At 69.7% G+C, this 21315-nt stretch carries 17 protein-coding genes; 8 read left to right on the top strand and 9 right to left on the bottom strand.

Going from position 1 to position 21315, the window contains the following annotated elements; translation table 11 throughout:
• Positions 1–61 precede the first annotated feature (61 nt).
• From ACIG5A_RS00895 to ACIG5A_RS00905, 3 genes are all read right to left on the bottom strand, one after another.
• Positions 62–634: an exonuclease domain-containing protein gene (locus ACIG5A_RS00895; protein ID WP_397236261.1), complete on the bottom strand. Its 573-nt coding sequence runs from the start codon at positions 632–634 to the stop codon at positions 62–64.
• A 158-nt stretch (positions 635–792) separates the two neighbouring features.
• The gene (locus tag ACIG5A_RS00900; RefSeq protein WP_397236263.1) at positions 793–1776 is read right to left on the bottom strand and encodes a zinc-binding dehydrogenase; all 984 of its coding nucleotides are present in this window, start codon (positions 1774–1776) and stop codon (positions 793–795) included.
• A gap of 22 nt (positions 1777–1798) precedes the next feature.
• Positions 1799–2473 (bottom strand): TetR/AcrR family transcriptional regulator, encoded by a 675-nt coding sequence (locus tag ACIG5A_RS00905; RefSeq protein WP_397236265.1) that lies wholly within the window; start codon positions 2471–2473, stop codon positions 1799–1801.
• A gap of 91 nt (positions 2474–2564) precedes the next feature.
• Here ACIG5A_RS00905 and ACIG5A_RS00910 point away from each other — a divergent pair, with 91 nt between their 5' ends.
• The 5 genes from ACIG5A_RS00910 to ACIG5A_RS00930 all read left to right on the top strand — a co-directional run bounded on the left by ACIG5A_RS00910 (position 2565) and on the right by ACIG5A_RS00930 (position 7128).
• Complete coding sequence (locus tag ACIG5A_RS00910; RefSeq protein WP_397236267.1) at positions 2565–4043, top strand: MFS transporter; 1479 nt, start codon at positions 2565–2567, stop codon at positions 4041–4043.
• Between the two features lie 67 nt (positions 4044–4110).
• Positions 4111–4980, top strand: coding sequence for an SDR family NAD(P)-dependent oxidoreductase (locus tag ACIG5A_RS00915; RefSeq protein WP_397236269.1), 870 nt, complete (start codon positions 4111–4113; stop codon positions 4978–4980).
• A gap of 91 nt (positions 4981–5071) precedes the next feature.
• On the top strand, positions 5072–5722 hold the full coding sequence (locus ACIG5A_RS00920) for an urease accessory protein UreF (RefSeq protein ID WP_397236271.1): 651 nt from the start codon (positions 5072–5074) through the stop codon (positions 5720–5722).
• Between the two features lie 35 nt (positions 5723–5757).
• Positions 5758–6471, top strand: a complete 714-nt coding sequence (ureG, locus tag ACIG5A_RS00925) for an urease accessory protein UreG (protein WP_397236273.1) — start codon at positions 5758–5760, stop codon at positions 6469–6471.
• 6 nt (positions 6472–6477) lie between these two features.
• On the top strand, positions 6478–7128 hold the full coding sequence (locus tag ACIG5A_RS00930; RefSeq protein ID WP_397236275.1) for an urease accessory protein UreD: 651 nt from the start codon (positions 6478–6480) through the stop codon (positions 7126–7128).
• A 22-nt stretch (positions 7129–7150) separates the two neighbouring features.
• Here the strand turns inward: ACIG5A_RS00930 and ACIG5A_RS00935 are convergent, their stop codons facing one another.
• The 4 genes from ACIG5A_RS00935 to ACIG5A_RS00950 all read right to left on the bottom strand — a co-directional run bounded on the left by ACIG5A_RS00935 (position 7151) and on the right by ACIG5A_RS00950 (position 10856).
• On the bottom strand, positions 7151–7366 hold the full coding sequence (locus tag ACIG5A_RS00935) for a hypothetical protein (protein ID WP_397236277.1): 216 nt from the start codon (positions 7364–7366) through the stop codon (positions 7151–7153).
• A gap of 130 nt (positions 7367–7496) precedes the next feature.
• Positions 7497–8270, bottom strand: a complete 774-nt coding sequence (locus ACIG5A_RS00940) for a hypothetical protein (RefSeq protein ID WP_397236279.1) — start codon at positions 8268–8270, stop codon at positions 7497–7499.
• Positions 8271–8534: 264 nt separating this feature from the next.
• Positions 8535–9347 carry a hypothetical protein gene (locus ACIG5A_RS00945; RefSeq protein ID WP_397236281.1) on the bottom strand — a complete coding sequence of 271 codons (813 nt, stop codon included), beginning with the start codon at positions 9345–9347 and terminating at the stop codon, positions 8535–8537.
• A gap of 75 nt (positions 9348–9422) precedes the next feature.
• The gene (locus ACIG5A_RS00950) at positions 9423–10856 is read right to left on the bottom strand and encodes an NAD(P)/FAD-dependent oxidoreductase (RefSeq protein WP_397236283.1); all 1434 of its coding nucleotides are present in this window, start codon (positions 10854–10856) and stop codon (positions 9423–9425) included.
• 214 nt (positions 10857–11070) lie between these two features.
• Here ACIG5A_RS00950 and ACIG5A_RS00955 point away from each other — a divergent pair, with 214 nt between their 5' ends.
• Positions 11071–12537 (top strand): cytochrome P450, encoded by a 1467-nt coding sequence (locus ACIG5A_RS00955; RefSeq protein WP_397236285.1) that lies wholly within the window; start codon positions 11071–11073, stop codon positions 12535–12537.
• 72 nt (positions 12538–12609) lie between these two features.
• Here the strand turns inward: ACIG5A_RS00955 and ACIG5A_RS00960 are convergent, their stop codons facing one another.
• The gene (locus ACIG5A_RS00960; RefSeq protein WP_397236287.1) at positions 12610–13512 is read right to left on the bottom strand and encodes a tat pathway signal sequence; all 903 of its coding nucleotides are present in this window, start codon (positions 13510–13512) and stop codon (positions 12610–12612) included.
• Between the two features lie 97 nt (positions 13513–13609).
• A complete protein-coding gene (locus ACIG5A_RS00965) occupies positions 13610–13816 on the bottom strand; it encodes a hypothetical protein (RefSeq protein ID WP_397236289.1) in 207 nt (68 codons plus the stop codon).
• Positions 13817–14046: 230 nt separating this feature from the next.
• Between ACIG5A_RS00965 and recC the strand changes: the two genes are divergently transcribed.
• Positions 14047–17490: an exodeoxyribonuclease V subunit gamma gene (gene recC / locus ACIG5A_RS00970; protein WP_397236291.1), complete on the top strand. Its 3444-nt coding sequence runs from the start codon at positions 14047–14049 to the stop codon at positions 17488–17490.
• 274 nt (positions 17491–17764) lie between these two features.
• Positions 17765–21253, top strand: coding sequence for a UvrD-helicase domain-containing protein (locus tag ACIG5A_RS00975; RefSeq protein ID WP_397236293.1), 3489 nt, complete (start codon positions 17765–17767; stop codon positions 21251–21253).
• Positions 21254–21315: the final 62 nt, after the last annotated feature.

Consider the following 21315-nt stretch of genomic DNA (forward strand, 5'->3'; position numbering starts at 1 on the left):
CGGCGCCGAGCTGCCTTGCCGACCGCTGCTGGCCGATCGAGTGCCTGTGGCTGCGAGGGGGCTAACCCGAATGGGTGGTGCGCCAGGTGGCGCGGACCTTCGGGTCGAGGATCAGGGCCGCGATGTTCCATGCGTCGTCCTCGCCGCGGTGGTGTCGGCCCTCGAGTGGGAGGCCCGCGATGTGGAGGGCGCCCGCCATCCCTTGGCGGCGGCGGAGGTCGTAGGCCTCGGCGAAGATCTGTTTGGCGTTGGTGTGCCCGCGGTTGAAGGGGTAGGGGACGCCGGTGGCCGCGCACTGGGTGGTGAACTGTTTGCGGTCGTAGTCGCCCCAGCTGGCCCAACGGCGTACACCCGCTTGGTATTCGGTGGCCAGTAGGTGGCAGGCCTCGGCGTAGGTGACTCCGGTGTCGACCTCGGCCTGGGTGAGGCCGGTCAGTTCGGTGCAGAACGGGCTCACCGTGGAGCGGGCGGGGCGAACGAGGATGCGGTGCTTGCCCACTCGTTCACCCGCGTCCAGATCGACTACGGTGAGGCCGATTTCGATGATCTCGTTCACCATGCCCGGCGGTGTCGGGCCATCCCAGCACGTCGCCTCGACATCGATGACATTCAGCAGCCCCGTATTTCCTCCCATGGGCGTCGACAGTAGAAGCCGCGGGCGCACCCTTCCAACTGATTTACGGCATCGGGATCCCGTGGGGTTCGAGTGCTGGTGCGCCCGCGGCATCGTCGGGCCGGAACCGCTGCGCGGCGATCGGCGGCCGCAGAGGGCGCGGACGCGACTGCCGACAGCTACGGCACGAGCACGACTTTGCCGGTGGTGCCGCGGGTTTCGAGCGCCCGGTGCGCGCCTGCGGCATCGGCGAGTGGGAACCGTTGCACGGCGGGCCGCAGCCGTCCGGCGGCGGCGTCCGCCAGCGCGCGGACCTCCAGTGCGCGGAAGTCGCCGCCCGCCCGCTGCAGCAGCTCGGGCCCGACCACGAGCTCGGAGGTGATGCCGCGCGCCGCGAGCTCCTCCTCCGGCAGCGTCGGCTCCGTGCCCTGTCCGGACATCCCGAAGATCAGGCGCTGCCCGCCCTTGCCGACCAGATCGATGGCGGCGCGGGCGATCTCGCCGCCCACCGAGTCGAACAGCACCGTGGCCCGCCGGTCGCCGAGCCGGGCGCCCACCTCGTTTGCCCAGCCGGGGCGCAGGTAGTCGACGGCCAGGTCGGCGCCATTGCGTTGCACCAGTGCGACTTTGGCGGGTCCACCGGCCAGCCCGATCACGGTCGCGCCCGCGTTCTTCGCGAATTGCACGAGCAGCGTGCCGATTCCGCCCGCGGCGGCGGTCACCATGACCACGCTGTCCGGGCCGAGTTCGGTGAACATCAGCACGCCGAGCGCGGTTCGGCCGGTACCGATCATCGCGACCGCCTCGGCCGAATCCAGGTGTGCCGGAATCTCGTGCAGCCGGGCGACTTCCGTCACCGCCAGCTCGGCGTAGCCGCCCGGCACCATGCCGAGGTGTGCGACCACCCGCTTGCCGAGCCATGCGGGTTCGACGTCGGCGCCGACCCGGTCCACGGTCCCGGCGACCTCGCGGCCCGGCACGGTGGGCAGTTCGGGCAGCGGGTACGGGCCTGGTGTGCCACGGCGGAACGCGGTGTCGATGAGGTGGACGCCCGCGGCCTCGACCGCGATGCGGACCTGTCCAGTCCCGGGGACCGGATCGGCGACGGTTTCGTAGCGGAGATTCTCGGCGGGACCGAAGGTGTGGAGTCGTACTGCGTGCATCACCACACCCTGCAACCGGAACCTACGTTGAGGTCAATCCCGCCCGTGCCGCGAACCCGTCGCACAGCGCCGCCAAACCGAGGAACAGCAGGTCCTCGGAGGTGAGATCGCTCACTCCGGCGCCCTCCAGATCGGCGAGCGCCGGTGGCACCGGAAGCTGTGATGTTCCTTGCAGTAGCGCGCGCAATCCGTTGTCGCCTTCCGGATTCATCCCCTTGCGCGCCACCAGCGCCGAGCTGATGTGCGGCAGCGTCGCGCCGGAGATGTAGTTCCATACGGTAAACGCCATCGTGGCGGCCTCGCGAGTGGATACATTGAGTTCGCGGAGCCCCTCGACCAGCCACGCCAGACTGGCCAGCCCATGCGGACCGAAGCTGTACCGGGGCATGGCGAAGGTGAGCAGCACCCACGGATGTTGTTGGTAGAGCGCCCAATCGATCTCGGCGGCGATGCGGACCCGGTCGCGCCAGGTCCAGCCTCGGCCTTCCGGCGACGGGTACGGATGGCGGCGCGCCACCTCGTCGGTCATGGCGGCGAGCAGCTCGTCCTTGTTCGCGACGTGCCGGTACAGCGACATCGCGCCCGCCCCGAGACGATCGGCGATGCGTCGCATGGACAGCGCGTCGAGGCCTTCGGTATCGGCCAGCGCGATGGCGGTGTCGACGATGACGGCGCGGTTCAGCTTGGGCTCAGTCATCCCATCTTTCACTTTCACTTCCGGTCCGGTGTGCGTACACTGTACCCGGACTCGTGCGTACGGTGTACGCGACACGCGGAGAGGATACGAGATGACTGACGTGGAGGCGGTGCGGCCGTCGACGATGGAAGCGGCCCCGACCGGCTCGCGCCGTGCCTGGCTGGGCCTGGCGGTGCTGCTCCTGCCGGTGCTGCTGGTGTCCATGGACATCTCGGTGCTCTTCCTTGCCATGCCGACACTCACCGTCGATCTCGACCCGTCGGCGTCGGAGCAGCTGTGGATCCTCGACATCTACGGCTTCCTGATCGCGGGCCTGCTGATCACCATGGGCAACCTCGGTGACCGGATCGGGCGGCGCAACATCCTGCTCGTCGGCGCCACGGTGTTCGGCATCGCCTCGATCCTCGCGGCCTTCGCGCCGAGCGCCGGCGTGCTCATCGCGGCCAGGGCGCTGATGGGCATCGGCGGTGCGACCCTGCTGCCGTCCAGCCTCGCGCTCATCTCCAGCCTGTTCCGCGACGCACGCGAACGCGCCGCCGCCATCGGTGTGTGGACCGCGTTCTTCGCGGGCGGCTCCGCGGTCGGCCCGATCATCGGCGGTGTGCTGATGCACCACTTCTGGTGGGGTTCGGTCTTTCTCATCAACATCCCGGTGCTGTTGATTCTGCTCGCCTTCGGCCCGTTCCTGCTCCCCGAGCACAAGTCGAGCGTGCGCGGTCCGCTCGATCTGCTGAGCGTCGCGCTGTCGATCGGCGGCATCCTGCCCGTGGTGTACGCGATCAAGCACACCGCCGCGGAAGGATTCGATCTGTGGCCGGTCGGGCTCGGGGTGCTCGGCGTGGTGATCCTCGTCGTATTCGTCCGGCGCCAGACACATTTGGCCGAACCGCTGCTCGACCTGCGGCTGTTCGGGCGCGCGCAGTTCTCCGTCGCCATCGGCGCCAGCCTGGTCGGCATGATGTCGCTGGCCGCGATGAGCTACCTCACCAGCATCTACCTGCAGTCGGTCACCGGGCGCGAACCGCTCGACGCCGCGCTGCTCGGCATCCCCATGGCCGTCGCGGTGTTCGTGTGCTCGATGAGCGGCGCCAGGGTCGGCCACCGGTTCGGCGTGCGCGCCACCTTCGTCTTCGCGCTGCTCGCCTCGGCGGTGGGCAATCTGCTGCTGCTCGGCATCGGCGTCGACGGCGGAATCGGTTGGTACCTGGTCGGATCCACCATCGCCGGTATCGGCTACGGCCTGGCGTTCACGCTGGTGTCGGATGTGGCGGTGTCCTCGGTGCCGCCGGAGCGGGCCGGTTCGGCGGTCGGCATCTCCGAAACGAGCTTCGAATTGGGCAACGCGCTCGGCCTCGCCCTGCTGGGATCCCTTGCGGCGCTGATCTTCCGCTCCGGCGGCGACTACGCGGCGACCCTCGGCGAGACCATTCAGCACGCGGGCGCCGATGCCGCGCTGATCGATTCCGCGCGCGAATCCTTCCTCACCGGAATGCATATCGCGACGACCGCGGGCGCGGCACTGCTGGTGATCATGGCGATCATCGCCCGCGTCTTCTCCCCGAAGCGGTGACCATACGGCGCACCCGATCGAGCCGGTAGCCGGGTAAAAGCGCGGGCCAGGCAATACATTTGATCGTGTGAACGAGACGCGGCCCGAAAGCAACGGACGGCCGATCGCCGAGCGGGTGGCGACCAGGCTGCTGTACCCGACCTCCCGGCCGCGCGAGAAATCGTTGCGCGACGCGGTCGGCGGCCGCGTCGTACTGGTCACCGGCGCATCGCACGGCATCGGCAAGGCCAGCGCGCGCAAACTCGCTGCCGCGGGCGCGACCGTGCTGCTGGTGGCGCGCTCCGTCGACGACCTCGAACAGGTGGCCGCGGATATCGCGGCCGCGGGTGGCACGGCGCATATCCATCCCACCGATATGGCCGATATGACGGCGGTCGAGCAGCTGGGCCGGACGATCCTGACCGAGTACGGACAGCTCGACATGGTGATCAGCAACGCGGGCAAGTCGATTCGCCGGCCGATCGACGAATCCTATGACCGCTTCCACGATTTCACCCGCACCATCGACGTCAACTACCTGGGGCCGGTGCGGCTGCTGCTGACGGTGCTGCCGCATATGCGCGAACGCGGCACCGGTCACATCGTCAACATCTCCTCCTGGGCCGTGCTGGTGCCGCCCGCGCCGCGCTGGGCCGCCTACGGCGCCTCGAAGGCCGCCTTCGACGTCTGGCTGCGCAGCGTCGGCACCGAGATCGCGGGCGACGGCCTCACCACCACCTCCATCTACATGCCGCTGGTGCACACCAGGATGAGCGCGCCCACCGACTTCAGCCGCATTCCCGGCCTCACCGTCGACGAGGCCTCCGACCTGGTCTGTCACGCGGTCACCGCCAAGCCGCGCGAGATCGCACCGTGGTGGTCCGCACCGTTGCAGGCGTGGACGGACCTGACGCGCAACCAGGCCCAACGCTGGCTGGCCCGCATGTACGGCCGCTGACCGGAGCGCCCGCCGCCGACCGGAGCGCAGCCGCCCGTAGCCGCCGACCGGCGCAACATATCCGCAACATGCCGGGGAATAGGATCGGTGGGTGCGTGAATCCGGTGCGACGAGTCTGGCGACCTTGCTCGCGTTGGCGGATTCCCGGCTGCCGATCGGCGGCCACGTGCACTCCGGCGGTGTCGAGGAGGCGGTGTCCTCCGGCCTGATCCGCGACGCGGCGACGGTGGAGCTGTACCTGCGCCGCCGCGTCCGCACCTCCGGATTGGTCGCGGCCTCGCTGGCCGCCGCCGTATGTTCCGGCGAGCTCACCCCGGCGCGCGCCGAGGCGGAGGCCGATGCCAGGACACCGGCGCCCGCGGCCCGTGCGGCATCGCGGGCGCAGGGGCGCGGCTTGCTGCGGCTGGCGAAACAGCTGTGGCCGCAGCAGGATTGGGCCGCGCTCGGCCCGCGACCGCACCTGTCGACGGTGTTCGGCATGGTCGGCGCGGCCAGCGGGGTGACGCCACTGGAGACCGCCGGTGTCGTCGTCTACACCACGCTGACCGGCGCGGCCACGGCTGCTCAGCGTTTGCTGGCTCTCGACCCCGCCGCGGTCGCCGCCAGCACCTTCCGGCTGACCGAGCTGTGCGACCGTGTCGCCGCCACGGCGGTCACCGGTCTCGCCGCATTGTCGGACCCCCTGCAGGACGTGCTCGCGCAGCGCCATCTCGACCGCGAGATGCCGCTGTTCGCCAGCTGATCCGAAATACTGTCTACGAGAAGGAGAGTGCCACCATGCCCCCGCATCTGATCGACGGTGAACCGCACGATCACAGCCACGATCGCCCCAAGCGGGAACGCACGCCGGGCGAGGCGCTGCGCATCGGCATCGGCGGGCCGGTCGGCTCCGGCAAGACCGCGCTGGTGGCCGCGCTGTGCAGGCAGCTGCGCGACGAGCTGTCCCTCGCGGTGCTCACCAACGACATCTACACCACCGAGGACGCGGACTTCCTGCGCCGCCACGCGGTACTTCCGGACGAGCGGATCACCGCGGTGCAGACCGGCGGTTGCCCGCACACCGCCATCCGCGACGACATCACCGCCAATCTCGACGCGATCGACGATCTGATCGCGGCCAACCCGCCACTGGATCTGATCCTGGTCGAATCCGGCGGCGACAACCTCACCGCGACCTTCTCCTCCGGCCTGATCGACGTGCAGATCTTCGTCGTCGATGTGGCCGGTGGCGACAAGGTGCCGCGCAAGGGCGGTCCCGGTGTCACCTTCTCGGATCTGCTCGTGGTCAACAAGACCGACCTCGCGCCGCTGGTCGGCGCGGATCTCGGTGTGATGGAGCGCGACGCGGCGAAGGTGCGCGAGGGCCGTCCGACCGCGCTGGTTTCGCTCACCGAGGATCCGGCCGCGACGCCGGTGCTCGCCTGGGTGCGCGAGCAGCTGCGGCTGATCGCCGAGCAGGATCGTGGCGCCGAATCGGCCGTCGCGCACTGAGTTCTGTTGCGCACCGAACTGAGGATCACCGCCGAGGCGGGACGGCTGCCGCGGATCGAGGCGAGCGGCGGGTTGTCGGCCCGCCGCACCGGCCCGCATACGGTGCACCTGATCGGTACGGCCGCAACGCCTTTGGGTGGTGACGTGCTCGATATCGCGATCACGGTAGGTCCGGGTGCGCGCCTGGTCGTTCGCTCGGTCGCGGCGACGATCGCGCTGCCGAGCGCGCGGACGCCGTGGTCGTCGGGGCACTGGCGTTTCGAGGTCGGCGCGGGCGGTGAGCTCGACTTCGATCCGGAGCCGACGATTGTCGCGGGCGGTGCCAGGCACCACACCGTCACCACCGTTCGCCTCGCGCCCGATGCCGTTCTCCGGTTGCGCGAGCGCGTGCAGATCGGTCGCGTGGACGAGGACGGCGGTAGCTGGCAGGGCGAGCTGATCGCCGATCTCGGCGAAACGCCGCTACTGCGGCACCGCCTGGAACTCGGCGCCGACGGGCCGACCGACGACGCGCTGACCGCGCCGCGCGCACTGGTGAGCGAACTCGTCTATCCGGATGACGGTCCCGCGGTCACCGAGGGATTGGCCGCGGCCCGACTACCGCTCGCCGCGGGTGGGGTCCTGTTCACCAGAACCTCCGGACTGCTCGCGGGCTGAAGCGGCTACGGCCGTTGCCGGGTTATCGCTGTTGCGAGGTTCCCGGCCCGCCGAAATCGTGCTGGAACTCGGTGCCCGGCGGCACGCCGCCGTAGCCCGCCGAGCTGAAGGGGTGATTGAACTCGCCGCCGTACTTGCCGTAGCGCTTGATCCGCCGCCACCGGAGGAAGAACAGCCCGTAGATGAGTAGAGCAGGTAGGACCGCGAGGGCGACGGCACCGAGCATTTCCGCGTTCATGGCCTCCCCTTGCGATAGCCAGAGTATTGCTACCTGTTTATCACGGCCTTGTTGCTCGGTCGAGGACGGAGGGTGGGTGGAACCCGACAGCGCCGTCGAGTCCCACCCCTTTCCGCCGGAGGGCCTGCGCTCAGTTGCCGACAACCCGAGGGGGTGCGTTGAAGGCGTTGACCGCGCCGACGGCAGCACCGGCCACCGCCCCCACCGCAGCCGCGGGGACGGTGATCACGGCGGCGCCCACTGCGGCACCGAGCACGGGGCCGGCGACGAAGCCGACCGGGACGAACGGAACGCCCGCCACCAGGCCGAGCACGCCGCCGACGGCCGCCGAGGTGAGCGCGAACGGTGCCGCCGAGGCCGCACCGGCGACGGCGCCCATCGCGGCGGTGCCGACGGCCTGGCCCGCGATCCGGTCCGAGCGGCTGCGCTCCATGCCGATCGAATCGAGGAAGGTCGCCAGATTCGACTCGATCAGCGCAGCGTTGTCGTTGATCTGGATCGCTTGTTCCTCGTTGATCCAGTTCGGCGCGTCCACCTGGACGTCGCCGAAGCGGAACTTGCCGGGCGGCGGTGCGATCGGCGGTACCGCGGGCACCGCAGCGGGCGGGTGCAGCACACCGACCGGAGCGAGGTAGCTGCGATCCGGCGCGGGCCGCGACCACTGCAGCGAACTGCGGGTGTTCTCCGGAATGATGAGGCCCTCATAGGGCAGCGCGTTCGGCGCATCGGCCGCAGGCCACTGTGCCTTCTGTTCGGGCTGCGTCACGGTCGGTGACTGTGCGGGGGCGGCCTGCGCGGTGCCGGTGCCGACCAGTGCCAATACCAGCGGCACCGCGCTCGCGGCGACCATCGAGCCCACCTTCTGCCGCTGCGGATTGGGAGCTCTGTGCTTGCCTGTGCCCATACACAACCTTTCATCCGAGTGACTCACGTTCGACTTACCGACATTCGGATCCGGTGAGCAAACGGATTGGTCGATTTCCGGGCTGCACAACGACTTTCGTATAGCCGACGGTTTGCTGGTGGTGTGAGTTTCGTCCGTATCGCGCAACATCATTGCAGGCCATCGGATTTCGATCTTGACCAGTTGGCATTCGCTGACGTCGGAAACAGCGAGGCCGGATCGGCTCGCTCACGCGAACCGATCCGGCCTGTGCGACCCCTCGTCTCAGGGCTCGGGTACCTCGACGGCGGGCGCCAGGTATCCGTTCATCGCGCCGACCGCGGCACCGATCGCCGATCCGGCCGCGACGGCGGGAGCGACCACCAGGGTCACCGCGGCGGTCGCACCCGCCATCGGCCCGAACACCCAGCCCGCGGGCGCGAACGGACTACCGGCCATGGCGCCGATGAATCCGCCCATCGCCCCGGCCGCCACGGCGAGCGGGCTGACCGCCGCCGCGCCGACGACACCACCGACGGCGGCGGTGCCGACCGTCTGCGCGGCGATCCGATCGGAGCGGGTCGGTTCGAAACCGGCCGAATCCAGCTGCTGCGCCAGCCCGGCCTCGGCCGCCGCCGCGGCCTCGTTGACCTGTGCGGCCTGCTCAGGCGTGAGCCACTGCGGGATATCGATCTGGGTATCGCCCGCCCGCAACCTGCCCGTGGGCGGCGCGATCGGCGCCACCGGTGCCGACAGCGACGCGGGATCGGGCATATGCAGCCGTGCGGGATCGACCGGGGCGAGCTTGCCGCCCGGCATCGCCCGCACGCCCTCCGGCGAGTTGCGGCTGACATACACCGGCGCCGTGACCTGCGCCGGAACCGATTCGGGCGCAACGCTGTCCGAGGCGAGCGCCTCGTTACCTGCGCCGAGCTCGGCGATCTGTACCGCGGCCGGCGTCGGGCCGCTCGATGCCGTCCAGTCCGCCGCCGCGGTCCCGGTGCTCGCCAGCGCGACGGCCAGCGGTAGCGCTCCGATCACCATCAGCGAGACGACGCGCCTACCGCGCGAGGGCGGACGATCCTGGCGTATGACCATGAATGACCCTTCTGTCCGAATGTCAAAGAACTACCTTTGACCATTCGGACAGAAGGGGCGAACGGATGGGTGCGGTCAGCCCGCCCGCAGGTCGGAGGCCGATTTGCCGGGGGCGCGCCCATCGGACGCGGGCGGCGCGCCGAGCGCGCCCGCGAGTTCGTCGGCCTCCTGCTGGTCCTCGTTCACCATCTCCAGCGCGAGCCGGGCGAACACCCACTGCTCGGTCGCGGCCATCTGCCCGCGGCTGCGGCCGAGGAAGGTGACGAACCATTGGATGACGGTGATGATCCGGCTGCGGTAGCCGACCAGGTAGTACAGGTGCAGGCCGAGCCAGGCCAGCCACGCGATGAAGCCGCCGAACTCCAGCTTGCCGATCTGGCAGACCGCGCTGAACCGCGACACCGTCGCCATCGAGCCCTTGTTGAAGTACTTGAACGGCTTACGCTCTTGCGGCTGATGGCCTTTCAGCCCCGCCTTGATCGCCTTGGCGGCGTAGGTCGCGCCCTGGATCGCGCCCTGCGCCTGGCCGGGCACATCCGGCACCGACATCAGGTCGCCGACGACGAAGACGTTCGGATGACCCTTGATGGTGAGATCCGGTTCGACGATGACCCGCCCGGCCCGGTCCACCTGAGTGCCGTCGGAGCGCTCGGCGAGCATCTTGCCCAGCGGGCTGGCCTGCACACCGGCCGACCACACCTTGCACGACGATTCGATGCGGCGGACGGTGCCGTCGGAATCCTTCACCGTGACACCGTGCGCGTCGACATTGGTGACCAAGGCGTTGAGCTGGATCTCCACGCCCATCTTCTCCAGCCGCCGCTTGGCCTTGCCGCCGAGCTTGGGTCCCATCGGGCCGAGCACCGCGCCCGCGCCCTCGATGAGGATCACCCGTGCGTCGCGCGGATCGATGTTGGTGAAGGTGCCCTCGAGCGTGCGGTCGGCGAGTTCGGCGATCTGCCCGGCCAATTCGACACCGGTCGGGCCCGCGCCGATCACCACGAAGGTGAGTAGTCGGTCGCGCATCTCCTGGCTGGTCGCGAGTTCGGCGCCCTCGAACGCGCCGAGGATGCGGCCGCGCAGTTCGAGCGCGTCGTCGATGGTCTTCATGCCGGGGGCGTAGGTGGCGAACTGGTCGTTGCCGAAGTAGGACTGCTGCGCGCCGGTCGCCACGATCAGGCTGTCGAACGGGGTGACGGTCTTCAGGTTCAGCAGTTCGTGGGTGACGGTCTTGCGCTCGAGATCGATATCGATGACCTCGCCGAGCAGCACCTGCGCGTTCTTCTGCTTGCGCAGCACGAGCCGGGTGGCCGGCGCGATCTCGCCGACCGAGAGGATGCCGGTGGCCACCTGATAGAGCAGTGGCTGGAACAGGTGGGTGGAGGTCTTCGAGATCAGGGTCACGTCGACGTCGGCGTGCGCGAGGTGGCGCGCTCCGAACAGACCGCCGAATCCGGAGCCGATGATCACCACCCGGTGTCGATGGTTCTCGACCGACTGAGTACTCATCTGACCTGCTCCTCGACCACCGGGGATGCACCCCTTCGTACGTTCCTGACATGCCAACGGTAGTCGGCGCGCTGTCGACCGTCGCGGCGAGCCTCGTAAACCGCCGATCCGCGCCGAGGAAGCTGAGGCGAACCGACCTGATGAATGTGAAAAAGAGAATACGATAAATAATTGCCGTTCAGGGAGGTTTGCCTTGGTCGCCGGGGACCGTGTCGTGATCCGAAAGCCCAGTGTGCGCGCCGAATCCGAGAATGCGTCGCTCATCGATATTCCGAACGATCATTTGATCGACCGGGCGTTGCGCCTGGTACCGCAGCGCCCGACCGTGCTGGCGACACCGCCGCGCGACAGCGAGACGACCGCGGTGCACGGCGACGCGGGCCTGCCCTATCTCGGTCGCGCGCTGCACTACATGCGCTGGGGCCCGGCCGAGCTGATGGACAGGTACCGCCGCTTCGGGCCGGTCTCGGTGAACACCTCGCTCGGCGTCGACCGGGTGCTGGTGTGCGGGCCGGAGGCGATCGACGAGGTGGTCGGGCGGCGGCGCCGCGATTTCGGCCAGGGCTGGGACTATTTCATCGGCCCCTTTTTCCGGCGCGGGTTGTTGCTGCTGGAATTCGACGAGCACAAATTCCATCGACGGATCATGCAGCAGGCATTCACCAGGGAGCGCCTCGAGGCGCATCTCGCCGCGCTGACGCCGGTGGTCCGTGCCGCGGTCGGGCGCTGGGTGCCGTCCGACCGCGACCGGACGCGCACCGTGCGGCTGTACCCCACGGTCAAGGAGCTCACGCTGGAGATCGCGGCCGAGACCTTCATGGGCGTCGCGGTCGGCGAGCGCAGGCGCGAACTGCTCGACGCCTTCCTGGCCTGTACCCATGCCGGGCTCTCGATCGTGCGGCATTCGGTGCCGGGCGGCAACTGGCGGGCCGGGCTGCGCGGCCGGAAAATGCTGGAGGACTACTTCACCGCGATGGTGCCGGAGAAACGGCAGACCGAATCCGCCGACTTCTTCTCCGGCCTGTGTCACGCGCGCAGCGAGGACGGCGGCTGGTTCGGCGACGCGGATGTGGTGAACCACATGATCTTCCTGATCATGGCCGCCCACGATACGACGACGACCACCGCCACCGCGGTCGCCTACTACCTCGGCGTGCATCCGGAATGGCAGCGGCGGGTGCGCGCCGAGGTGCGGGCGGTCGACGCCGAAATCTTTGACGGCGCACCGACGATCGCGGATCTGGACCGGATGCCCGATCTGGATCTGGTGATCAAGGAGAGCCTGCGGCTGATGCCGCCGGTGCCGGGCCTCGTCCGGCGCGCGGTGCGTGACACCGAGATACTCGGTCACTACATTCCGGCGGGCACGCAGTGTGATCTCGCCTATCAGGTCAACCATCTGTTACCCGAATTGTGGACGCGCCCAGAGGTATTCGACCCGCAACGGTTCGCCGAGCCGCGCCGCGAGGACAAATCGCACCGGCTGGCCTGGCTGCCGTTCGGCGCGGGCGCGCACAAGTGCATCGGCATGCACTTCGGCACCTTCGAGGTGAAGACGGTGATCGCCGCGCTGGTCCGCGACTACGAGTGGAGCTTCCCCGACGGCTACCGAATGCCGTGGGGATTCACCACGATTCCGTTCCCGCGCGACGACGCGCCCATGCAATTGCGTCGTATCTAATGGCGGCGCCTGCGGCGCCGCGAACGGTGCTCGTATGACTCGCACGTGCGGGGGTGATGAGGCGGGGGCGTGTCAGCGTCCCGCGAAGAGGATCTCGGCGACCTTGGTGTCGGTCTCGGCGCCGTCGGTGTAGCCGCCCTGATCGCCGAGCGCGGTCATGATGGCCAGCGTGTACCGCTCGCCAGGGCCCGCGAAGCCGACCGAATTGACCACCCAGCCACCCTGTTCGGCGGACCAGCCGTTCTTCAGGCCCGGCCGCATGCTCGGGCCCGCGCCCCACACGCCCCAGTGCTGGTTGCTGTCCACCGAGCGCATCCGGTCCACCAGATAGTTGCGGTCGTCGGGGTGCATCCGGGTGAGGATGTTGTCCATCAGCCGATCCAGATCCATCGGCGTGCACTTCTGGAACGACCAATCGGGGAAGAGCGCGGTGTTGGTCGGCTGCGGTACCAGGCTGACCATGCCGTTGGCGCGGAAGGCATTGTTGAACGCCATCCGGTCGAAGCCCGCGTACTTGTTCCATAGTCGGTCGGCGGCGGCGTCGTTGGAGGTGGCGAGCATCGACTCGAGCAGCCCGCGGTCATCCGGTCCGAGCGCGATGGCGCCGACGCGGGCGCGGTTGAGCAGATCCTCGGCGATCGCCAGCTTGATCGTCGAGGCGGTCCACACCTGTGCTTCCGCATTGTCGTTCGCGTAGAAGCCGCCGGTGACCCGATCGCGCACCACGAAACCGGTGACGCCGGGGCGCGCATTCAGATACGACTCGACCTTCGCGATCCGTGCGCTCATATCGCAGTCGAAGCCGGGCAGGCAGCCCTGCGTCAACGCGGGCGGCAGCGCGCTCGCGGTCGACACCAGGGCCGGCGCGCTGGAAACGACGATCGCAGCGGCGGCGAGAACACAGGCGGATGCGGCCACACGGGAGACGGTCCTGGTGGCGGCCAACGGGTACAGCACGATGGACCACGATCGCACATCGGCGTCCTGGACGCACGTCTTGAGCTCGGCCGTTCGGTGTGCTAACGGTGCCGTTGGCGCATTGTGCCGCAGCATGTTTCGGGGACCGATTCGCTCAGCGGAAGGCCGCGCGCAGTTCCTCGACGGTGCGGCCGTTGAGCCGATAGCAGTGCTCGAACGCCTCGGTGTGCCGATCGCGCGGCCACGCGTGCAGGACGACGGTATGGCCGTAACCGCGCGAGTTGACCAACTCCCAGCGGTCACCGACCCGGCGGACCGTGAATCCGCCTCTCGGAACCAAGGGGATCACTTTCGCACTCATGAACGCGAACCAGCCTTTCGGTGCTGCCTTTTCCCGTTCCTCCCCGGTTCAGCACTGTCGCACATCCGGCCGGGCCGATCGCGCTGACACGGCGGAGTACATCGTTCGTATGTGGCTCAATTCACTGCGGCCGCAGCGGGGTGCCGAAGTTGCGCGTGGATCGCTGGGCGTATAAACGTGCACGAGGCCTCGTGGCCCGCACCCCTAGTCCGGACTATCGAGAGGCGTAGATGCCGCTGCACATCCACCGTGCCGAGCGCGCCGACGCCTTGGCCGAGGCGCTGGCCGTGCTGTTGGCGACCCCGCCGGACGATCCGTTCGCCGCGGAGGTGGTCGCGGTGCCCGCCAAGGGGGTGGAGCGCTGGCTGACCCAGCGGCTGTCGGGTGTGCTCGGCGTCTCTTCGGTGGACGCGGCCGATGGCATTGCGGCGAATATCGCATTTCCGTCACCGAGTGCGCTGGTCGCCGAGGTGCTCGCGGCGGCCAGCGGCATGCGGCCCGAGGACGATCCGTGGGCGCAGGAGCGGGTGGTGTGGACGCTGCTTCGGGTGATCGACGCCGCGCTCGGCGCGCCGTGGCTGGCCGTGCTCGCCAGGCACCTCGGCGCGAATGATGCTGCGGGCACAGACTTTCGGGTCGGCAGGCGCTATGCGACGGCCGCCCACCTGGCCGGGCTGTTCGACAGCTACGCCGCGCAGCGGCCCGCGCTGCTGACCGCGTGGGCGGCGGGTGCGGATACCGACGGCATGGGCGCGCCGGTGCCGGAGGACCTGCGCTGGCAGCCGGAGCTGTGGCGCAGGCTGCGCGCCGAGGTCGGCGTGCCGAGCCCGGCCGAGCGGCTCGACGCGGCGTGCGCGCGGCTGCGCGCCGAGCCCGGATCGGTCGCGCTGCCGCCGCGGATCTCGCTGTTCGGCGTAACCCGCTTGCCCACCGACCAGTTGGCGGTGCTCTCGGCACTGGCCGAAGCGCGCGACGTGCACCTGTGGCTCGCGCACCCGAGTCCGGTCATGTGGACCGAACTCGCCGGACGCCCACCCGCCGCCACCCGCGCCCGCGACACCAGCGCGACCGCGGTACGCCATCCGCTGCTGTCCGGGCTGGCGCGTGACGTGCGCGAATTGCAGCAGCGGTTGGCCGCTGTTTCCGGCGCGAGCGTGGACATCCATCACCTCGGCCCTGCGGGCGTTGCGGAAGATGCTGTGCCGCACGGCGGTGGCCGTGGCGACGAGGTAGGGGTCGCGCCATGGGAGCGTGCGCCGGGTGGTGTTGTGACACATAGTGGTTCGGCGACATTGCTCAGTGTGTTGCAGGCCGGGATTCACGATGATCGGTGGCCGCCCGCCGAGGTGACGCCCGGGGACGGCAGTGTGCAGGTGCATGCGTGTCATGGGGCGACGCGGCAGGTGGAGGTGTTGCGGGAGAGTCTGCTCGGGCTGTTCGCGGCGGATCCGACGCTGGAGCCGCGGGACGTGCTGATCATGTGTCCGGAGGTGGAGGCGTACGCGCCGCTGGTGCGTGCGGCGTTCGGGCAGCGGTCGCCGGGAACGGTTGAGGCGGTGGGGGATTCGTCGCATCCCGGCCATCAGCTGCGGGTCCGGCTTGCCGATCGCGGCCGCGGGGTGACCAATCCACTGCTCGCGGTGATCGCGGTACTGCTCGAGCTGGCCGACGGCCGGGTGACGGTGACCCAGGTGCTCGATCTGGCCGCGGCCGAAACCGTGCGGCGCCGTTGCGGTTTCGACGACGACGATATCGAGCGGCTGCGCGAATGGGCGGCCGAATCCGGCGCGCGCTGGGGGATCGGGCAGCGCCAGCGCCAGGCGTTCGGGCTGTCCGATTTCGCGCAGAACACCCTCAACAGCGCGGTCGACCGGATCCTGCTCGGCGTCACCGCCGACGAAACCGCCGACGACTGGCTCGATCTCGCGCTGCCGCTGGACGATGTCGACAGCAACGACGTCGACCTGGCCGGGCGCTTCGCCGAATTCATCGATCGGCTCGCGGTCTGCCTGCGTGATCTGCGCGGTCCGCGGCCCGCCCGCGAATGGGCCGAAAAGCTCGGGCGCGCACTGGATCTGCTCACCGACGTGCCGGACAGCCAGGCGTGGGTGCGCACCGAGGCGCGGCGCGAACTCGCCGCCGCCACCGAGCACGCGGGCGAGGTGCTGTTGCGGCTGCCCGATGTCGGCGTGCTGCTGGCGAGCAGGCTCGCGGCCAGGCCGACCCGCGCGAACTTCCGCACCGGCGAGCTCACGGTGTGCACGATGGTGCCGATGCGTTCGGTGCCGCACCGGGTGGTGGTGCTGCTCGGACTGGACGACGATGTGTTCCCGCGCGCGGGCGGCGTCGACGGCGACGACGTGCTCGCCCGCGATCCGCTACTCGGCGAACGGGATGCGCGCGGCGAGGACCGGCTGCTGCTGCTCGACGCGATCCTCGCGGCGCGCGAACAACTGCTGCTGTTCCACACCGGCGCCGACCCGGTGACCGGCGCGTACCGACCGCCTGCCATCCCGGTGGCCGAGCTGCTCGATGTGCTGCGCGCGCACGTCGGCGCCGCGGGTATGGACGCCGTGCTGACCCGGCATCCGTTGCAGGCCTTCGATCGTCGCAATTTCCAGGCGGATCGGCCCGCCAGCTTCGACACCGTCGCGCTGGCCGGTGCGCTGGCCGCCGATCGGCCCGCACGGCCGCGGCCCGGCTTCCTCACCGAACCGCTGCCCGCGCCCGAGTTCACCGATGTCGGCCTGGCCGAACTGATCTCGTTCGCCGAACACCCGATCCGCGCCTTCCTGTGGCAGCGCCTCGGCATCCGCGTGCCCGAACACGAGGAGGACATCGCCGACCGCCTGCCCATCGAACTCGACGGGCTCGCGAAATGGGATCTGGGCGAGCGCATGCTGGCCGCCCGCCTCACCGGCGCCGATCCGGCGGCGCTGCGCGCCGCGGAATGGCGGCGCGGCACCCTGCCGCCATTCGGGCTCGGCGGCGCGGTACTCGACGAGGTCGAGCAGACCGTGGACAAGCTGGTGCGTGCCTCGCAGCAGGATTACGCGAGCCCGGCGCGCGCGGTCGATATCGCGGTCGATCTCGGCGACGGCCGCAGGCTCACCGGCACGGTCCCCGAGGTGCACGGCGAAACCCTTGTCCGCACCACCTTTTCCCGCCTCGCGCCGAAACACCGCATCGGCGCCTGGGTTTCGCTGCTGGCACTGGCCGTCACCGAGGACAGGTCGTGGCGCGCCGTCACCACCGGCCGCGGCCAATTCGGCCGCCCCGCATGGCGTTCGGAGCTCACCGCCCCCGACGCCCCCGCGGCGCTCGGCATCCTGCGCGAACTGGTGAAATTCCGCGACGCGGGCCTCACCGAACCCCTCCCCATCACACCGACGGCCACCGCGACCTACGCCGAACGCCGCTTCCGCGGCGCCACCACCGACGAGGCCGTCGCCGCCGCCGAACGCGACTTCAACGGCGGCCAGAACGGCCCAGGCCAATTCGGCGACCACACCGACCGCCACCTCCGCTACATCTGGGGTCCGGCCCCCCGCCTCGAACACCTGATGGAAACCCCGGCCCCCGCGGGCGAACCCGGCGAAACCACCCGCTTCGGCTCCCTGGCCCGCCGCCTGTGGGCCCCGCTGCTCGCCGCCGAATCACAGGGGCAGCCATGAGCCGCACCATGCCGCGAAGTGCACGCCGGTCGGCGGTGGTCCACTGCGTCGCCGCCCGTAGCGCTCAGCCAGTGGTGGGCTGTGGTTGCTCTCTGCCCGTTGGCGTGTCGATGCCGTCGGGACCGGATGCGAAAGCGAGGATGGTTGTGGGTCCTGTCGCCTCGCCGTCCGATGGCGGTACCGGAAGGGATCGGCGACTGCCCCGAGAGCTGGCTCGATGCGCATGGTGGCCGAGACGAGTATGTGGACCGAGTCGCGAAAGGCGGTGGCGGGCATGACGATTACGGAGGCCGTCACGGTCGTGAGCGACGCCGACCGGTTCGATCCGATCGGGCCGTTGCCGGTCGGAACCACGGTGCTGGAGGCGAGCGCCGGTACGGGGAAAACGCATGCGATCGTCGGGTTGGCGGTGCGATATGTGGCCGAGGCCGGGATCGATGTCTCCCAGCTGCTGCTGGTGACATTCAGTCGGGCCGCGACGCAAGAGTTGCGGGAGCGGACCCGGGATCGGTTCGTCGCGGTCGCGGGGGCGCTGGCCGATCCGGTGGGTGCCCGCGCGCATGCCGATGAGTTGATTCGCCATCTCGCCGAGGCGGATTCGGATGAGGTCGCGCTGCGGCGTGGGCGGTTGCTCACGGCGCTGTCGGATTTCGATGCGGGGACCATCGCCACCACACACAGTTTCTGCCAGCGGATGCTGGATGAGCTGGGGTTGGCGGGGGAGCACGATCCGGGGTCCCGGATGGTGGAGACGGTGGATGATCTCGTCGGCACGGTCGCCGACGATCTGTACTTGAATCGGTATGCCCGTGCGGAGCCGCCGTTTTCGCTGAAGGAGGCGCATACCCTCGGGTTGGCGGCGGTGCGCGACCGGCACGCGCGGCTGGTCCCGGAGGGCGACGGTCTTGCGGGGCAACGGGTTTCCTTCGCCGCGGCGGTTCGCGCGGAAACCGAGCGTCGCAAGAGGCTTGCGGGGCTGCGCGATTTCGACGATCTCCTCGTGCTGCTGCACGATGTGCTCGCGGATCCGCGGCACGGTGCGCTCGCCTGTCGGCGCATCCGCGATCGGTATCGGGTCGCCCTGGTCGACGAGTTCCAGGACACCGATCCATTGCAGTGGGACATTCTGCGCCGCGCGTTTCACGGTCACACCACCCTCGTGCTGGTCGGCGACCCCAAACAGGCCATCTACGCCTTCCGCGGCGCGGAGGTGCTCAGCTATCTCGACGCGGTCGCACACGCCGACACCCGCAGCGAGCTGACCACCAACTGGCGCAGCGACGCGGGGCTGCTCGCCGCGCTGGATCACCTGCACGGTGGTGCGGCGCTGGGGCACAAGGACATCACCGTCTACCCGGTGGCCGCCACTCGCCCGTGGACGCGCCTGTCCGGTCCCGACGATCTCATCACTCCGTTGCGCCTGCGTTGCCTGCCGCGCACCGGCGCGGGGCCGCTGAACAAGTCGGGCTTTCCGGCGGTCGGCCGGGTACGCGCCAAGGCCGCCGACGATCTGGCGGCCGATATCGTTCGCCTGCTGGAATCAGGGGTATTGCTGGAAACCGGTGCCGCATCGGACGGTGCTGTCCTCGAACCCGAGGCGATGCCGGGCACGGACCCCGGATTGGTCCACGACGGGCTGACGGCGGGTGTGGCCGAGAGTGCACGCGCGACCGAGACCGCACGTCCGGCGGAGCGGACTGGTGCCCCCGGTAATGCGCAACGGTTGATCGGGCCCGGCGATATCGCGGTACTGGTGCGCACGCGATCCCAGATCGATGTGGTGCGTGCGGCATTGGACCGGGTCGGCGTCGCCTCGGTGCTCGCGGGCGGCACCAGCGTCTTCGGGACGAGCAGCGCCACCGACTGGCTGTGGCTGCTGCGCGCGCTCGAACAGCCGCATCGTTCCGATCGGGTGCGTTTGGCGGCGTGCACGCCGCTGCTCGGCGTCACGGCCGTCGACATCGACAGCGGCGGTGCGGATCTGGTCGGCCGGATCAGCGCGCAGTTGCGTGACGCGGCCCGGCTGTTCGCCAGGGCCGGATTCGCCGCCGTCTTCGAAAAGCTGTCCGCCGAGGCGAATCTCGCCGAACGCCTGCTCTCCATCGAGAACGGCGAGCGGCAGCTGACCGACCTGCGGCATATCGCGCAGCTGCTGGATCAGGTGGCGCTCGCCGAATCGCTCGGTCTCACAGCGCTGACCCGCTGGCTCGCCGACCGGGTGCGCGATCCCGCCTCCGGTTCGGTCGCCGATCGCAGCCGCAGGCTCGACCGCGATGCCGCCGCGGTGCAGATCGCGACCGTGCACGCCAGCAAGGGACTCGAATTCCCCATCGTGTACCTGCCTTTCGCCTGGGACAGCGCGAAGAACCCGTATCCGCAGACCCTGCTTTTCCACGGCGACGACGGCGCCCGCGTCCTCGACGTCGGCGGTCAGGACGCGCCGGGCTACGCGGAACGCAAGCTGCGCAGCGAATCCGAGGAGGCGGGTGAGGAGCTTCGCCTGCTCTATGTTGCCCTGACCCGCGCCAAATGCCAGATCGTCGCGTGGTGGGCGCCCGCGATCACCACGGCCGCCTCGCCGCTGCACCGGATGATCCTCGGCAGGCCCGACGGCGGTGACGCGGTGCCGCCACGGGCCTCGGTCCCTGCGGACGCCGTTGCCGCCGAGCTGCTTTCGGCCTGGGGCGCGAGCGCGCCCGCGGCCATCTCGGTGCGCGCGGTGGCCGGTACGGACGACGTCTCGATCGAACGGGTGCGCGCCGAGCCCGTCACCGGCGAACTCGCCGCCGCGCGGTTCACCAGGATCATGGACCACGAGTGGCGGCGCACCTCGTACTCGGCGCTGACCGCGAGTGCCCACGACTCCTTCGTCGCCGACAGCGAACCCGAGGATCGTGGCCGGGCGGACGAGCCGGAGACCGCCGCACTCACCGATATCGACCTCGTGCCGGTGCAGGCCGCGCCGTCGCTGATGAACACCCTGCCCTACGGTGCAGAGTTCGGCACGGTGGTGCACGGTGTATTCGAGCGGATCGACCTGGACGCGGCGGATCTCGACGCGGAAGTCCGGATCCGCTGCCGCGAGGCGACCGAGGAGCTCATGCCGGAGGCCGATCCCGCCGTGCTCGCCACCGCGCTGCTCGCGGTGCTGCGCACCCCGCTGGATTTCGGCTGCCTCGCCGATATGGCGCGCCGAGATCAGTTGGACGAGCTGGAATTCGAGCTGCCGCTGGCCGGTGGCGACGTGGCGGGCGCGCACGCCTCGACCCTGCGGCAGATCGCCGAGCTGCTTCGGCTGCATCTGCCCGCCGACGACGATCTGCGCGGTTACGCGGATCTGCTTGCCGCGCTGGACGATACCGCGCTGCGCGGCTACCTCACCGGCAGTATCGACGCCGTCCTCCGAATCACGGACCCGTCGACCGGCGACCAGCGTTTCGTCATCGTCGACTACAAGACCAATCGCCTCGGCACCGGCGACCTCACCGTCGACCACTACACGCGTCCCCGGATGGCCGAGGAGATGCTGCGCTCCCACTATCCGCTCCAGGCCCTGTTGTATTCCGTAGCGCTGCACCGCTATCTGCGCTGGCGCCTGCCCACCTACGATCCGGGCCGCCACCTCGGCGGCTGCCAGTACCTGTTCGTCCGCGGCATGATCGGCCCCGAAACCCCCACCGGGGTAGGTTCCTTCGACTGGAACCCACCGGCCGCGCTCGTCGTCGCCTTGTCATCCCTCCTCGCAGGGGAGGCGATCGGATGAAACTCGACTTCGAATGGGATGTCACCGGCCCGATACCGCGGCTGTCCGTTCGCCGTCCGCGC

This window comes from Nocardia sp. NPDC052566 (genome assembly GCF_044547285.1).
GTDB lineage: Bacteria > Actinomycetota > Actinomycetes > Mycobacteriales > Mycobacteriaceae > Nocardia.

What these genes read in the sequence shown, in the direction of transcription:
- ACIG5A_RS00895 (WP_397236261.1), bottom strand. Translation starts at nt 634, where the DNA reads ATGGGAGGAAATACGGGGCTGCTGAATGTCATCGATGTCGAGGCGACG.
- ACIG5A_RS00900 (WP_397236263.1), bottom strand. Translation starts at nt 1,776, where the DNA reads ATGCACGCAGTACGACTCCACACCTTCGGTCCCGCCGAGAATCTCCGC.
- ACIG5A_RS00905 (WP_397236265.1), bottom strand. Translation starts at nt 2,473, where the DNA reads ATGACTGAGCCCAAGCTGAACCGCGCCGTCATCGTCGACACCGCCATC.
- ACIG5A_RS00910 (WP_397236267.1), top strand. Translation starts at nt 2,565, where the DNA reads ATGACTGACGTGGAGGCGGTGCGGCCGTCGACGATGGAAGCGGCCCCG.
- ureG (WP_397236273.1), top strand. Translation starts at nt 5,758, where the DNA reads ATGCCCCCGCATCTGATCGACGGTGAACCGCACGATCACAGCCACGAT.
- ACIG5A_RS00935 (WP_397236277.1), bottom strand. Translation starts at nt 7,366, where the DNA reads ATGAACGCGGAAATGCTCGGTGCCGTCGCCCTCGCGGTCCTACCTGCT.
- ACIG5A_RS00940 (WP_397236279.1), bottom strand. Translation starts at nt 8,270, where the DNA reads ATGGGCACAGGCAAGCACAGAGCTCCCAATCCGCAGCGGCAGAAGGTG.
- ACIG5A_RS00945 (WP_397236281.1), bottom strand. Translation starts at nt 9,347, where the DNA reads ATGGTCATACGCCAGGATCGTCCGCCCTCGCGCGGTAGGCGCGTCGTC.
- ACIG5A_RS00950 (WP_397236283.1), bottom strand. Translation starts at nt 10,856, where the DNA reads ATGAGTACTCAGTCGGTCGAGAACCATCGACACCGGGTGGTGATCATC.
- ACIG5A_RS00965 (WP_397236289.1), bottom strand. Translation starts at nt 13,816, where the DNA reads ATGAGTGCGAAAGTGATCCCCTTGGTTCCGAGAGGCGGATTCACGGTC.
- recC (WP_397236291.1), top strand. Translation starts at nt 14,047, where the DNA reads ATGCCGCTGCACATCCACCGTGCCGAGCGCGCCGACGCCTTGGCCGAG.
- ACIG5A_RS00975 (WP_397236293.1), top strand. Translation starts at nt 17,765, where the DNA reads ATGACGATTACGGAGGCCGTCACGGTCGTGAGCGACGCCGACCGGTTC.